This window comes from Brevibacillus sp. SAFN-007a (genome assembly GCF_051967035.1).
In the GTDB taxonomy this organism is placed as follows: domain Bacteria; phylum Bacillota; class Bacilli; order Brevibacillales; family Brevibacillaceae; genus Brevibacillus.
Window position 1 is genome coordinate 624,595 of sequence record NZ_JBQCKK010000001.1, and the last position, 15,054, is coordinate 639,648.

The 15,054-nt window shown below is 56.2% G+C and carries 13 protein-coding genes; all 13 read left to right on the forward strand.

Annotated elements, in window-relative coordinates; all coding sequences use genetic code 11:
* The first annotated feature begins 12 nt into the window (after positions 1-12).
* The 13 genes from ACTHO6_RS03230 to ACTHO6_RS03290 all read left to right on the forward strand — a co-directional run bounded on the left by ACTHO6_RS03230 (position 13) and on the right by ACTHO6_RS03290 (position 15,042).
* Positions 13-1,242, forward strand: coding sequence for a CCA tRNA nucleotidyltransferase (locus ACTHO6_RS03230; protein ID WP_440239273.1), 1,230 nt, complete (start codon positions 13-15; stop codon positions 1,240-1,242).
* Entirely contained in the window at positions 1,232-2,215 is a 984-nt protein-coding gene (locus ACTHO6_RS03235) for a biotin--[acetyl-CoA-carboxylase] ligase (RefSeq protein WP_440239275.1), read from the forward strand. The genes ACTHO6_RS03230 and ACTHO6_RS03235 overlap by 11 nt, the downstream gene beginning before the upstream one ends.
* A 257-nt stretch (positions 2,216-2,472) precedes the next feature.
* The gene (gene panB / locus ACTHO6_RS03240; RefSeq protein ID WP_440239278.1) at positions 2,473-3,327 is read left to right on the forward strand and encodes a 3-methyl-2-oxobutanoate hydroxymethyltransferase; all 855 of its coding nucleotides are present in this window, start codon (positions 2,473-2,475) and stop codon (positions 3,325-3,327) included.
* Positions 3,324-4,187 carry a pantoate--beta-alanine ligase gene (gene panC / locus ACTHO6_RS03245; RefSeq protein ID WP_440239281.1) on the forward strand — a complete coding sequence of 288 codons (864 nt, stop codon included), beginning with the start codon at positions 3,324-3,326 and terminating at the stop codon, positions 4,185-4,187. Before panB ends, panC begins: the two co-directional genes overlap by 4 nt.
* Before the next feature lie 53 nt (positions 4,188-4,240).
* Positions 4,241-4,624: an aspartate 1-decarboxylase gene (panD, locus tag ACTHO6_RS03250; RefSeq protein ID WP_440239283.1), complete on the forward strand. Its 384-nt coding sequence runs from the start codon at positions 4,241-4,243 to the stop codon at positions 4,622-4,624.
* 91 nt (positions 4,625-4,715) lie between these two features.
* A complete protein-coding gene (locus ACTHO6_RS03255; protein ID WP_440239286.1) occupies positions 4,716-6,197 on the forward strand; it encodes a tetratricopeptide repeat protein in 1,482 nt (493 codons plus the stop codon).
* 90 nt (positions 6,198-6,287) lie between these two features.
* Positions 6,288-9,188 carry an ATP-dependent DNA helicase DinG gene (gene dinG, locus ACTHO6_RS03260; RefSeq protein ID WP_440239288.1) on the forward strand — a complete coding sequence of 967 codons (2,901 nt, stop codon included), beginning with the start codon at positions 6,288-6,290 and terminating at the stop codon, positions 9,186-9,188.
* A 135-nt stretch (positions 9,189-9,323) separates the two neighbouring features.
* Positions 9,324-9,947 carry a redox-sensing transcriptional repressor Rex gene (locus ACTHO6_RS03265; protein ID WP_440239290.1) on the forward strand — a complete coding sequence of 208 codons (624 nt, stop codon included), beginning with the start codon at positions 9,324-9,326 and terminating at the stop codon, positions 9,945-9,947.
* A 15-nt stretch (positions 9,948-9,962) separates the two neighbouring features.
* Complete coding sequence (locus tag ACTHO6_RS03270; protein ID WP_440239292.1) at positions 9,963-11,267, forward strand: amidohydrolase; 1,305 nt, start codon at positions 9,963-9,965, stop codon at positions 11,265-11,267.
* Between the two features lie 378 nt (positions 11,268-11,645).
* The gene (locus ACTHO6_RS03275; RefSeq protein ID WP_440239294.1) at positions 11,646-12,338 is read left to right on the forward strand and encodes a hypothetical protein; all 693 of its coding nucleotides are present in this window, start codon (positions 11,646-11,648) and stop codon (positions 12,336-12,338) included.
* Between the two features lie 30 nt (positions 12,339-12,368).
* Positions 12,369-12,848 carry a cell wall elongation regulator TseB-like domain-containing protein gene (locus tag ACTHO6_RS03280; protein ID WP_440239296.1) on the forward strand — a complete coding sequence of 160 codons (480 nt, stop codon included), beginning with the start codon at positions 12,369-12,371 and terminating at the stop codon, positions 12,846-12,848.
* Between the two features lie 159 nt (positions 12,849-13,007).
* Entirely contained in the window at positions 13,008-13,535 is a 528-nt protein-coding gene (locus tag ACTHO6_RS03285; RefSeq protein WP_440239298.1) for a hypothetical protein, read from the forward strand.
* Positions 13,528-15,042 carry an AAA family ATPase gene (locus ACTHO6_RS03290; protein ID WP_440239300.1) on the forward strand — a complete coding sequence of 505 codons (1,515 nt, stop codon included), beginning with the start codon at positions 13,528-13,530 and terminating at the stop codon, positions 15,040-15,042. Before ACTHO6_RS03285 ends, ACTHO6_RS03290 begins: the two co-directional genes overlap by 8 nt.
* Positions 15,043-15,054: the final 12 nt, after the last annotated feature.

Consider the following 15,054-nt stretch of genomic DNA (forward strand, 5'->3'; position numbering starts at 1 on the left):
AGGGGGGGTGACATGACGCTTGATCTGGCAAGCCGGATTCTGGAAACGTTGGAGAATCACGGCTTTGAAGCGTATTATGTCGGCGGATGTGTCCGCGATTGGCTGCTGTCTCGGCCTGTGCACGATATAGATATATGTACGAATGCCCATCCTGGCGACGTCATTCGCCTGTTTCCCGATCACGTCCCGACCGGACTCAAGCATGGAACGGTATCCGTGAGAATCGCAGGGCAGTTTTTTGAAGTGACGACGTACCGAACGGAAGGGAAGTACGAGGACTATCGCCGTCCTGCTGATGTCCGGTTTGTTTCCGAGCTGAGACTGGACCTTGCGCGCCGGGATTTTACGATGAATGCGATGGCGATGAACCGCGCCAAAGAGCTACAGGACCCGTTTGGCGGGCGGGCGGATATCGAAAGCAAGCTGGTTCGGGCCGTGGGCGAGCCGCTTGTGCGTTTTCAGGAAGATGCGCTGCGGCTTCTAAGAGGCGTTCGGTTTGCCGCCCAGCTTGGCTTTTCGTTGGAGGAGCAAACGCTTGCGGCCATGCGGAAGACGGCTCCGCTCCTGTCTCATATCGCGGTGGAGCGCGTCCGGGAAGAGCTGAACAAAATGCTCGGCAGCGATTCGCCGCAAATCGGCTGTGCGCTGATTCACGAAATCGGGCTGTTCGCGTACGCCCCTGTCTTGCAGCGGCTGTTTCGGGAGGCGGCTGCGGAGTCCTGGCGGATTGTCCATGTCAACACGCTGCCGCAAAAATGGTCGCTCCTGCTGTATGCGGCCCGTTTTACCGTGGAGGAGTCCAAAGCGGTTTGCCAGCTGTTGAAGATGTCCAAGCGGGAGACGGAGGCGATCGTCGGCTTGGTGGAGCTTTTGCGCCGCGTGCAGCCGAAATGGGACGCTCCCGAGACGGTCGAGTGGGGACAGCTGCTGCTTGACGCAGGCTGGGACACCTGCGAAAAGCTTGCCGTAATATTGCAGGGCTGCTGGTGGAATCGGCAAGAGCAGGCGCACAGCCTGATGCAGGCACTGGCAGAAAAGTACCGGGCCATGCCTGTGAAAACGTTGAAGGAGCTGGCTGTAACAGGGCTTGACCTGCAAGTCGCGCTGCAAAAAAAAGCGGGCGAGTGGATTGTCCGGGTGCTTCGGGCGCTGCTGGTGCAAACAGCCCTCCACGGCTTGCCGAATACGCCGGAGGCCCTGATCGAAGCTGCACAGAAAGAGGTTGCGCAAGATGAACATTAAACAAGTCATTCTTCAAGCATTTCGCGACCAGCCGGGACGCTTCATCTCTGGCGAAGAATTGAGCCAGATGTGCGGCTGCTCGCGAACGGCTGTCTGGAAGCATATCGAGGAGCTGCGGCGGGACGGTTATGAGGTCGAGGCGGTACGCAAGTCGGGGTATCGCCTGCTTGCCGCGCCGGATCGGCTGTCCGCCGCCGAAATTATGGCGGGGCTTGCTACCACAAGGATTGGGCAGCACGTCATCGCCCACGACGAGGTCGTCTCGACACAGCCGCTCGCGCACGAAGCGGCGGCAAAAGGGGCGGAGGAAGGCACGCTTGTGTTGGCGGAGCAGCAGACGGGCGGCAAGGGGAGACTGGGACGTCCCTGGCACTCTCCCAAAGGGACAGGCATCTGGATGAGCCTGATTGTCCGGCCTGCGATTCCCTTGCCGAAAACGCCGCAAATGACCTTGCTGACAGCCGTGAGCGTCGCCCGGACGATACGGGAAGAAACCGGATTGCCTGTCAAAATCAAATGGCCGAACGATATTTTTATTGGCGATAAAAAAGTGTGCGGGATCTTGACCGAGTTGAGCGCCGAAGCAGATCGGGTCAATTATCTGGTCATCGGCATCGGCCTCAATGCCAACAGCGTGCAGGCTGATTTTCCGGAAGAGCTGCTTGCGATTGCCACTTCCTTGCGCATCGAGTCGGGCAAACCGGTCAAGCGCGTCGCGTTTATCCAGCGGTTTTGCCAAATTTTCGAGGCAGAGTACGACCACTACTTGCGGGAGGGCTTCCAGCGGGTGAAACAAGAATGGGAAGCTAACTCCTATTCGATCGGCCGCTGGGTGACGGTACAGACGATCTCGCAAAAGCTGGAGGGCGAGGCAATCGGTCTCGATGAAGAAGGCGTCCTCATGGTTCAGGATCGCGCGGGACAGATTCACAAAGTGTATTCGGCAGACGTCAATTATCGTGCAAAGGGATAGAGGATTTGTTATACTCAAAACGGGAGGCTGTATCTCGGAGAGAACGGTACTCCCGGCGTAGTTTTGGCATCATGCTTGTATGAAGGCAATTGCAAGGACAAAAATCTGCTCAGAGCCTTTGTGGACCGAGACAGAAGGAATCCGTTTATGACAAGTATGTCTCTTTGGCATGGACAACCTTCTCCTCGATTCGAGCGAGAAGGTTTTTTTGTTCCTCTCCATCCACGAAGCTTGGCGCGAAAAAGGAGAAGACGCAAATGACCAAACAAGTCACGACTTCCGACATCCGCAAAAAGAAACAAGCGGGCATCCCGATCTCGATGGTGACGGCCTACGATTTCCCGTCTGCGAAGCTGGTGGAAGAGGCTGGCGCAGACATGATTCTGGTTGGCGACTCGCTGGGAATGGTTGTTTTGGGCTACGACTCCACCCTGCCTGTGACGATGGACGACATGCTCCATCATACGAAGGCGGTCACGCGGGCGGCCAAACGCGCTTTGGTAGTCGCGGACATGCCGTTTCTCAGCTACCACGGAACGGTTGAGGAAGCGATCAAAAACGCGGGCAAACTAATGCAGGAGGGACTGGCCAGAGCGGTGAAGCTGGAGGGCGGAAGCGAGCTTGCGCCACTCATGACCCGTCTGGTGCAGGCAGGTATCCCCGTCGTCGGGCATATCGGCCTCACGCCGCAGTCCGTGCATCAGCTTGGCGGCTACAAGGTGCAAGGGCGAGATGTGGAAGCGGCCAAAAAAATGCTGGCCGACGCCTTGGCGATCCAACAGGCAGGCGCCTTTGCCATCGTGTTGGAGTGCGTGCCGGAAGAAGTAGCGAAAATGATCGCCGAAAAGCTGGAGATTGCAGTCATCGGCATCGGCGCTGGCCCTGGCTGCGACGGTCAGGTGCTGGTGTTCCACGATCTGGTTGGCTATGCGTCCCAATTGACTCCGAAATTTGTCAAGCGCTACGCTGACATCGGCACGTCCATCCGCGAAGCGGTAGCGACGTATATCCAGGAAGTCGAGCTTCGCCGCTTTCCTGGTCCGGAGCACGTCTTCCATGCGTCCGAAGAAACGATCAAGGAGCTGTACGGGGAAGGAGTGACCCGGGTATGATTCAGACGATGCAGCAAGTATCTACCATAAAGGAATTGCGCGCGGAAATCAAAGCGGCACGCCGCCAGGGAAAAACGATCGGGTTTGTGCCGACCATGGGCTTTTTGCATGAAGGTCATCTCAGTCTGGTCAAAGCGGCTCGGGAAACATGCGACCTGGTGGTGATGAGTATTTTTGTCAACCCGTTGCAATTTGGCCCCAACGAAGATTTTGAGCGCTATCCGCGCGACATCGAGCGCGACAGCCAGATGGCGGCGGGAGCGGGAGTCGATCTCTTGTTCACCCCGTCCGTCGAGGAGATGTACCCCACCCCGATCCTGACGAAGGTATCGGTCGCACATGTCACGGCACCGCTGTGCGGCGCTTCCCGTCCGGGCCATTTTGACGGGGTATCGACGGTCGTGCTGAAGCTGTTTTCGATCGTTCAGCCTGACTACGCCTTTTTCGGGCAAAAAGACGCCCAGCAGGTGGCGGTCGTCACGCAAATGGTCAAGGATTTGTCCATTCCGGTCGAAGTCATCCCGTGCCCGATCGTCCGGGAAGCGGATGGGCTGGCGATGAGCTCGCGCAATGTCTACTTGTCGGCGGAAGAGCGCGCGCAGGCTCTCGTTCTCTCGCAAAGCTTGCGGCAGGCATCCGCATGGCTGGAGGAGGGGCTGCCCCTCGAAGAGATCAAAGAGCGCATCAAGCGGATGATTGCGGACAAGCCGCTCGCCGAGATCGACTATGTGGAGATTTTGCGCTATCCCGATTTGCAGCCTGTAGAAAACGAAACGTCCGGGCAAGCGATTATCGTGGCACTTGCCGTTCGCTTTGGCAAGACGCGCTTGATTGACAACCTGATTGCCACGATTCGCTGATCGCTCGTCGACCAGCGGATATATTTTCGAGAACGACAAGGGAGGAAATGCCTGTGTTTCGCACGATGATGAAGGCAAAAATCCATCGCGCCACGGTGACCGAAGCCAACCTCAACTATGTAGGCAGCATTACTATTGATAAGAATATTTTGGATGCACTGGATATTTTACCAAATGAAAAAGTGCAAATCGTCAACAACAATAACGGTGCCCGTCTGGAAACGTATGTGATTGAAGGAGCGCCAGGTAGCGGCGTGATTTGCCTGAACGGCGCAGCGGCTCGTCTCGTGCAGGAAGGCGATATCGTCATCATTATCGCCTACGCCTTGATGACAGATGAAGAGGCGCGTACCCACAAGCCGCGCGTGGCGATTATGGACGAGAACAACCGCATCAAGGAGATGCTCGGCGAGGAAGTACACGCGACCATCCTGTAAGCGAAAAAGCGAAGCCCGCAAAAACGCATAGAGCCACCTGCCTTGTGAGACAATGAAACTACTCATGCCTCACCAGGGGGTGGCTTTTCACGTGAAAATCGAAGACTGGTTCCAGACGCTGCGTACGAAAGCACAGAGCATTGAAGAGCGGTGGAAGGAAGCCTCGGACGAGGAACGGCTTCAGCTGGCCGACCAATTGTTTTACTTGCGTCAGGTCAGCGATACGGTCGTAGATCTGTGGCTGCAGTTTGAGGAAAAGCTGTCCAATGCCATCCGCCACATCAAGCAAATCGAGGGGCAGCTACCGGCCGTATCGCAAGAGGAAAAGGCCGAATCGACCGTGAACAAAGCAGGGGAAGCGCTCGTCCAGAAAGATGCCGGCAAGCAGGCTGCTACAGGAGCGGACAGCGAGGCCAAGCAAGGCAAGCTTCCAGAAGAGATGCATGCGTATGAGCCGGTCTTTCGCCGCGGAGAAGGGTTTTACCATCTGCGCATGTTTCAGGACGCCAAACAATGCTTCGCCCAGCTGGTGGAGGGGTCCCCGGACTGGGAGAACGGTCGGCTGTATTACGCCTACAGCTTGCTGTTTTGCGACGACAGGGAAATGGCGTTTCGCGAGTTCCGCCTGCTGGCCAAATCGGCAAGCTCTCCGACCGTCGTTGCGATCAGCTACAACGCGATCGGCTGCATACTCGCTGAGGAAACGCAATGGCTGGAAGCGGCGCAAGCCTTCAAAACCTCGTTGGAGACCAAGCCGGACCAGGAAGAAGCCAGGTACAATCTCGCGCTTTGCTACTTGATGGATGGCGATGCCCAGGAAGCGCTGGATGAAATCGAAGGCTATCTGGATAAACACGAGCATGATTGGGAAGCGCAGCTGCTCTGGCTTCGCGCCGCCCATTTGTTGTTTCGGATGGACGAGACGGCGGAGCTCGCCCCGCCTTCCAGCCTGTCCTTGCCGCATCGCGAGCTTGACAGCGCGACGTTGCAGGAAATGGCGCATTTATATGAAGCGGCGGGCCACTATCACAGGGCACAGGTCTGCTATCACTTTTTGGCCGAGCGGCTGCCAAAGGAAGGCTGGGTGTGGCACGGACTGGCGTGGAACACCTGGTTGATCGCCGGCAGCAAACGGGCGTTGACCTTGCTGAAAAAAGCGATCAGCCTGGCTCCCGGGCAGGACGACTTCGTATTCAGCTACGGTTGGATTCAATTGTTTGACGGCAACATTCCGGCGGCGATCGCAGCGTTTCGCCACATGCTGGAAAAAGACAGCGAAAATCGTCTCGGCCAGTCGGGGATGATTGCTGTTTTCGAAAAAGTGGGCGAGACGCGAGAAGCAAAGCGGCTGGCCAAGCGGTTTCTGGACGATGCAGACCCGTACCTCCGTTCCCTGGGGTATTTTCATTTGGGCAGACTGGCGATGATCGAGGAAAACTGGCGGATGGCAGAGCAGTATTTTCAGCGGACGTTGCCGCACGCCGACCAGTTTCGCGAAATTCCTCTGTATTTGCAGGTATGCGCAAGCAAACTCGGCGGGCAAGCGGCCCAGGGCGAGCTTGTGCAGCCGTAATCGAGGTCGAAAGCAGGAATATTCCCCTTCGTTGCCGAATGGGAAGGAGTGCGGATGACAGGTTCCGCCCAGGTTACGAGGTGACAACGCTTGAATCGATTCGTTGTAGTAGATTTTGAAACGACGGGGAGCCATCCGCAGCAGGGAGACAGCATTATTCAGATCGGCGCTGTGGCCATCGACGACGGTCAGATTACCGAATGCTTCTCGACGCTGGTTCATCCCGGACAGGACATCCCCCCTTTTATTACCCAGCTAACGGGAATTACCAACGAGATGGTGGCCGATGCCCCGACGTTGGAAGAGATATTTCCTGCTTTCTTGCGAATAATGGATGGACGGGTGTTTGTTGCCCATCATGCCAGCTTTGATCTCCAATTTTTACAAGAAGCCCTGCTGAGCCAGGGCTATTATGCGTTTGACGGCTACGTACTCGACACGGTGGAGCTGTCCCGCTTGCTTTTGCCCATGCAGAACAGCTACCGGCTCAGCGAGTTGGCGTCCGAGCTTGGGATCGAGCACGACCATCCCCATCAGGCGGACAGTGACGCGCTGGCAACGGCCAAGGTGTTTTTGCATTTGCTCGAGATTTTGCAGCAATTGCCGCTTGTGACCATTCAACGGCTGCACATGTTGGTTTCGTCGTTTCGCTCGGACATCAGCGTTCTTTTGCGGCACGTGGAGATGGAAAAGCTCGCGGAGCTGCCCGTGCTTGGGGCCAAGCCCGCAGAGGGAAAGACGCAACTGTGGGACGTCTATCGCCAGTTGGCCTTAAAAGCGCGCAAGGAAAAGGGCAAAGTGAGCTTCCAGCGTCCCCAAAACGAGCTCCTTTGGGCAAAGGCATTCGGCGAGCAACTGGAGAAGCTCATGGACGACAAGGGACAGATGCAGGCGAGCATGAGCGGCTTCCAGCGGCGGGAAGCCCAGGAAGCGATGATGCATGCTGTTTTTGATGCGATGCAAGATGGCGTGCATCTTCTGGTGGAGGCAGGCACGGGCACGGGCAAGTCGCTGGCATACTTGCTGCCAGGCATCATTTGGGCGCATCAGAATCGGGAACAGCTGGTGGTCAGTACGAACACGATCCAGCTACAGGAGCAGCTGCTTCACAAGGAGATTGCGATTTTGCAGGAGTCGCTGCCGTTTTCCTTTACGGCTGCCACGCTCAAGGGCAGGGGCAACTACTTGTGCCTGCGCAAGCTCGAACAGGCGCTGGAAGAGCCGGTGGAGGGCAGCAGCCAGGAGATGAGGCTGGCGAAGGGACAACTGCTCATCTGGTTGACCCAGACCGAGACAGGCGATGTGGAGGAGCTGAGCATGCCGCCGAGCGGACAGCTTTTGTGGCAACAAGTAAAAAGCGACACCAGCTCGTGCCTGAACCGCGCCTGTCCGTGGTTTAGCCGCTGCTACTACTTCCAGGCGAAAGAGCGGGCAAAGGAAGCGGATGTCCTGATTGTCAACCACGCCCTGTTCCTTAGCGACCTGCAAGCGGAGAACCGGATTTTGCCGCCCTACGAGGTCGCGATCATCGACGAGGCGCATCATCTGGAGGATGCCGCTACCCAGCATTTGGGCAAGCAGCTGACGACCACCCACGTGCTGTTTTTGCTCGATCGCGCTTCTGCGGAGGAAGACGGTCCGATTGCACGCTTCGCAGCGGAACTGGAAAGCTGGCAGCCCGGCGTTACCCAGGAGCTGTCTGCTCCCCTCGGTGAATGCAAAAAGCTGTCTCTTTCCATGCGAGAAAAAGCGCAGCAATGGACGCAGCTTCTGTTTGCATGGGCAGCGGATCGCGCAGAAGAGACGACGGATGCCGGCCGGGAAACGGTGCGCTACCGCGAAGCCTCCTTCACCGGAAAGCATGAGAAAATCCGCAAGGTGACGAAAAAGCTGCTGGAGCAGATGACGGCGTTCGCTGTGGTGCTGGAGCAAATACTGAGGATCGTCCCTCAGGAGGAGAAGCCGCCTTTTTCCCTCCGCAGCCTGCAGACCGATTTGTTCGGGCTGGTGAAGGAGTGGCAGCAGGTGATGGAGCTGATGCATTTCTTTTTGCTCGATCAAGACGACGAATACGTCTACTGGATGGAAGTCGAGTCGCGTTCGAACCGCAAACAGGTGCATTTATCGGCGGCCTTGCTGAACGTGGCGGATTCGCTCGCCGAGCCGCTTTTTTCGCAAAAGCGAAGCCTAATCATGACTTCCGCGACCTTGACCGTGAAAAACAGCTTCTCTTACGTCATGAACCGCTTTGGACTGGACAAGCTTCCCGCCGAACGGGTGCGCACGCTGGCGCTGCCATCTCCGTTCCGGTACGAGGAACAGGGGCTTTTGCTGATTCCGTCCGATTTTCCGTCGCCGGGCAAAGACAGCGACCAGGCGTACCTCGATGCGATTGTCCAGGGGTGTGTCGATGTCGTCGTCGCGTCGAAGGGCAGAACCTTGATCCTGTTCACCTCGCACTCCATGCTGCGGCTGGTGTACCAGGCCATGAAGGAGCGGCTGGCCGAGGAAGCGGAGCCGTATACGCTGTTTGGACACGGCATTGACAGCAACAATCGCAGCAAGCTGGTACGCTTGTTCCAGACGTTGGAGAGGAGCGTGCTGCTCGGAACAAGCAGCTTTTGGGAAGGCGTGGACATTCAGGGCGAGTGGCTGAGCAGTCTGGTCATCGTGCGGCTGCCGTTTGCGCCGCCGAATCACCCTGTCTACCAGGGACGGGCCGAATCGCTCAAGGCAGAGGGAAAAAACGCGTTCATGTCGCTATCGCTTCCGCAGGCTGTCCTTTTGTTCAAGCAAGGGGTCGGGCGCTTGATCCGTCATCATCTGGATCGCGGCGTCGTGGTCGTATTCGATACGCGTGTCGTCGAATCGCGTTACGGCCGTTCGTTTTTGCAGTCCCTCCCGCCGTTCCAGGTGGAAACCGGCTCCTGGCCGACACTGCGCGAGCGGATTGCCCCATTTCTTAGCAGGCAATCTTTGTCAGATTCCTGACAGGAAGCCATAGTCTAGCGAGGATTTCGGTGATAAAATAATGGTTATGGAAAAAAGCGGGCCTGGCTGCTGCTCGTCGCGTGGACGACCATTTGCAGGAAGTGACAAGCAAAAGAAATAGGGGGAAGACCGAACGTGGCAAAACACGAAAAAATTTCGGAAGCGGTCGTCCGCCGTTTGCCGATTTATCTGCGTTACCTCAGCTATTTGCAGCAAAACGGGGTGACCACTGTTTCCTCCCAGCAAATGGGCAAAAATCTGGATGTGAATCCAGCCCAAATCCGAAAAGATCTGGCTACCTTTGGCGATTTCGGGAAAAAGGGGATTGGCTACGACGTCAATTACCTGGTAGAAAAAATACGTCAAATTTTGAAGCTGACAGAGGAAGTTCGCGTCGCGCTGGTAGGAGCCGGCCATTTGGGGCATGCGATCAGCAATTACAACGCTTATTTGAAAGATAACATGCGGATTGCGGCCATTTTTGACAATGATCCCGGCAAGCTGGGAAAAGTCGTGGCGGGCATCCCGATCCAGCCGTTGCACGAGCTGGCGGATACGATCGCCGAGAAAGAAATCAAGCTGGCGATTATTACCGTCCCAGCGTCGGCTGCGCAATCCGTATGTGATCAGTTGACTCAAGCGGGTATCAAGGGAATTTTGAATTTTGCTCCTACGACAATTCGCGCAAACAAAGATGTGCGCATTCACTATGCGGATGTGACATCCAATTTGCAGAGCCTGGCCTATTACTTAACGTAAGAATGGAGTGTAACCATGAAAAAGACCATCCTCATCCATGCAACAGTGATTACCGTCAACGACCAGAATGAAGTGATCCACGATGGAGCGGTCGCCTTCGAGGGCGACAAGATCACGTATGTAGGACCGACGCCGGAAGATCTTTCCGACGCCGGCTACGATGAAGTCATCGACCAAAAAGGCGACTTCATTCTGCCGGGTCTGATCAATACGCACGGACACGCGGGCATGTCGCTTCTGCGCGGCTATGCGGACGATTTGCCGCTACAGCAGTGGCTGGAAGAAAAAATGTGGCCGCTGGAAGCGCAATTTACGGCCGACTCCGTCAAATGGGGAACCCAGCTGTCGTTGATCGAGATGATCCGCACGGGGACCACGACGTTCGTGGATATGTACGATCACATGGATGAGGTAGCCAAAGCGGTAGAAGCGTCCGGCATGCGCGCTCGCCTCTGCCGGGGCATGATCGGCCTGTGCTCCGAAGAAGAGCGACAAGCCAAGCTCCGCGACGCGACTGCGTTTGCCAAAGAATGGCACAATCAGGCGGATGGCCGCATCACCGTCATGATGGCGCCGCATGCTCCGTATACGTGCTCGCCGGAATTCATCACGCAAATCATCGAAAAAGCGGACGAGCTGTCTTTGCCGCTGCACATCCATATGTCCGAGACGGCCTGGGAAGTCGGGCAAAACGAGAAAGACTACGGGCTGCGTCCGGTCGCTCACCTGGAGAAGCTCGGCATGTTCAAGCGTCCGACGCTGGTTGCGCACGCCGTACATTTGACGGATGAAGAGATTGACATTTTGGCAAACTATCAAGTGAAAGTTTCCCATAACGTCGTGAGCAACCTGAAGCTGGCGAGCGGTGTTGCGCCTGTGCCGAAAATGCTGGCAAAAGGCGTGAGCGTCTCGCTTGGCACGGACAGCTCGGCGAGCAACAACAACCTCAACCTGTTTGAAGAACTGAAGCTCGCGGCGATTTTGCACAAAGGCGTAAACAACGATCCGGTTGCGGTGCCGGCCGAGCAAGCGCTGCGCATGGCGACACGCTACGGCGCAGACGGCGTATTCCAGGCCGATACGCTCGGCAGCATCGAGGTAGGCAAACAGGCTGACCTGATCGTTCTCGACAGCCATCAAGCTCATTTCCACCCGGCCCATGAGCCGATTTCCCATGTCGTCTACGCCGCCAATGGCCGTGACGTCAAAGATACGATTGTGGCAGGAAAATTTTTGATGCGCAACCACAAGCTGCTCACAATCGACGAAGAGCGTGCGATTTACGAAGCAAACCGCGTGTTCCAGCAGTTGAAACGGTAAAAGGCTCCTGTCTGGTGTGGGACAGGAGTAAGGGAGTGTAGGTGTAGGTAGGGGAATATGGGTACTACATCGTGCCGTGCTCATTTTCGCCACAGCTCTGTCAGGGGATGATGGCGAAAATGCAGTGTGGGTGTGTGCGACAGTTGACGCAATGGAGATGACAATCCAGCCCAGGAGACGCGGTATTCCTGTAGCAAAAACCCAAGTATGTCAGGAGATGCGTTTTGTTGCGGTGACTTCACGCGCTCACCTCCTTGCGGGTGTAACAGTAGTATGACCGAGCCGCCGCCAGCTATGATTAGCAACTTTTCCGTGTCGTTCTAAAACCTTCCCGTATAGCATAGGCTAGAGACAAAAATGGGACAGGGGGAACGCCAGATGTACATCCGGCCCAAACAGCTGTGGTGGCTATTCCCGATCTTTCTCGGACTGTTCTGCCTCGGGATGGCGCTCGGTTTGGCAGGAAAAGGGGGCTATTCGGCTGGGACTGGAAACGACAGGGCGTCCGCAGCCAGGCTGGAGCCGGATTCGGTATCGCAGCTGCTGGAGCAACTGACACAGGATGGGGAGCGTGCCTTTCTCGTTTCCATGCACGATCAGGCATTGAGCGGGCGCTACGTGCGCGAGGAGTTTCAACTGGATGGGGAAATCGGGGGGCGCAGGCTGGCCATCAGCCGTAGTCGCGAACAGCCGGTTTCCGTACGCATAGACGGACAGGTGCAGGACCATGCCGCCCTGCCCTACGCTTTGTTTACACCGTATGAACATGCCGTGCTGCTGAAGAGTGTGCTGCCGTCCGTCTCGCCTGAGACTATCGCCGATACGTCGGGCAGCAATTGGAGCGGTTATCGGCTTATCGTGCCGCCGGAAAAAGTGACGTCGCTTGTGGCGAAATGGCTGGGGCCGTCTTTTCCGATCGCGGACATCACGCCGGAGCTAGCGAAAGGGATGCGCATCGAGTATCAGCTGTGGTATGAGCCGGATACAGGCACGCTTCGCCAACTGGAGCTGGAAATGCAAATCAGGACGGCAGCTGGCGTCCAACAGGACCAGCTTCGCTTCCGTTTGTAATGTCAACCGTATAAAGGAGTTAACGGGAACGTGCTAGTGAGAATCATTGTGGGAGCGATCATCGTGCTTTTGGTGACAGGCACGGGAATGACGTATCATCTGACGGCTTCCGTAGCGGGGGAGCGCAAGCAATTCGAGACGACGGTCCGCGAATGGGTGCAGACGCGGACCACGATTGCAGAAATCGAGTCCATCGACGAATATCGCGGGACGGAGAGCTACGCCGTCGTCATCGGCAAAAACCAAGCCGGTACGCCGGTTGTCGCCTGGATGACGGCGGAAAAAGTCACATTTGATCGAATGGATCTCGCCGTACCGCGCAAAAATGTCGAGGAAGCAGTAAGCAAGGCGTTTCCGCAATCCGTGATTACCCATATCGTCCCTGGGCTGGAAAAGGACAAGAAATTTTGGGAAGTCACCCTAAAAGACGCCAATGGCCGCTACCGCTACTTGCACTATGACTTGTTCAGCGGAGCTTTGCTCGCTTCTTACGTACTGTCGCCCACATAATCGCTTCCGAACAAAACAGAACAGAGGACGGAGGACAGGTCTTTTCCACAGGGAAAAGGCCTGTTTGGCATGCCACCCAACATCTGTATAAAAAATTGATATACCCATGTGATATACTGGCATTGTTGACAAGAGAGAACGCAATGGGGGGGAGTAGCCGTGCAGTTGAAAAAGAGTGCGATCGGATTGTCCTTGCTGGCGACACTAGCTCTCCTGTTCGGAGGATGGTTCTTGTATCAGAAGATGGAGATCGAGGAGCCAATCCGCGCAGAAATTGGTCAGATGCAATCAGCCACGTTACACGATTTCCATGTGAGCAAAGACAGCATTCAAATAGATTTGAAAGTGACCCATCCGGAGGAGTTTCCAGCCGAGTACCGCAGCCTTGTTTCCCAGGCGGAAAAGATCGCCGGCAACAAGCAGGTGACGATTGCGGTGGCGAATCAGTCGGAAACGATGACGGATATTTGGGAACGCGGCCAGTTTGTTTTCACGGAAGCGATGGAGCTGCGTCAATACAGCCGCATCCCTTCGCTGGTCGAGGAGTGGAAAAACACGAACCAGCTGGATGAAGCGACCGCCTTGATGGATGATGCCAACGTCTACGTTTACTTGAAAAAAGGAACGGAGGATTTCTTCGCCATCCTTCCCCGTTCCGAGGCAAAAGAGGTGACGGCACGTGGGTAAAGAGCTGCTGATCGGCGTCGGTTTTGCCGTGATGATATTTCTCGTGTTTCTCGGGGTGAACATCACGCCATTTTTGCTGTTCGCCGCTGTGCTGGGGGCGATTTACTTCCTTGTCATTCGTCAGCAAAACGGACAGGGGGGCAATGTCGCGCTCGGCGGAAAAAGAAAGCAGAGCAAGCACGAAATCCCGAAGTCGGACGTGCAGTTTGCCGATATCGGCGGACAGGAGCGCGCCAAAAAAGAGTTGAAGGAATCGCTTGATTTTCTCGTGTACAAAGACAAGATCGAGCAGTACGGCATTCGCCCGATCAAAGGCGTGCTGCTGACCGGGCCTCCGGGAACAGGGAAAACGCTGATGGCCAAAGCCGCAGCGAACTACACGAACTCCGCGTTTGTGGCGGCGTCCGGCTCCCAGTTCGTAGAGATGTACGTAGGGGTCGGGGCGCAGCGCGTGCGCGAACTGTTTAAAGAAGCGAGGACGATGGCGGAGAAAAATGGCCAGGACAGCGCGATTATTTTCATCGACGAGATTGATGTCGTCGGCGGAAAAAGGGATGGTCAGCAGCAGCGGGAGTACGACCAAACCTTGAACCAGCTTTTGACCGAGATGGACGGAGTTGCGACGAGCGACAAGCCGCGCATTTTGGTGATGGCCGCGACGAACCGCAAAGACATGCTCGACCCGGCATTGCTTCGCCCGGGCCGTTTTGACCGTCACATTACCGTGGATTTGCCTGACAAGCCAGCGCGCGAGCAGATTTTGACCATTCATACGGCGAACAAGCCGCTCGGCGCAGATGTCGTCCTGGAAAAAGTGGCGCAAGAGACGTTTGGCTTCTCCGGTGCCCAACTGGAAAGCGTCGCGAACGAGGCGGCCATTTACGCCATGCGCGACAAAAGCGACAAAATCATGGCGAAGCATTTTGCCTATGCCGTAGACAAGGTCATGCTCGGAGAAAAAGTCGATCGTCAGGCTTCCGAGGAAGAGAAGAAACGGGTTGCCCTGCATGAGCTGGGTCACGCGATCGTAAGCGAAGTCGTGCGGCCAGGCTCTGTCTCGCAGGTCACACTGACTCCGCGCGGGCAAGCGCTCGGCTACGTCCGGCAAAATCCGATGGAAGATCGTTATCTGTACACCAAAGAGGCGTTGGAAAAACAGATTATGGTCAGTCTGGCCGGAGCGGTCGCGGAAGAAATCTACTACGGCGGACGCAGCACCGGCTCCAAAAACGATTTTGAGCAGGCGCTGGGAATGGCGCAGGAAATCGTGACGAGCGGGATGTCGGAGCTTGGTATCGTTCATTTGCAGTACGTCGACAAAAACCGGATTCATGACGAAGTGGAGCGTCTGCTTTCCCGGCTGTTGGAGGATACGCGCAGACTGCTCCGACAGTATGATACTGTATTCCAGTCAGGTCTTGACACGCTTTTGGAAGCGGAAGTTTTGCAAGGAGACGCATTCCGCGCGCTTCTGTCCCAGACGAGACAGGAAGCCGCTGTATCGTAATCGCCTGGCGAT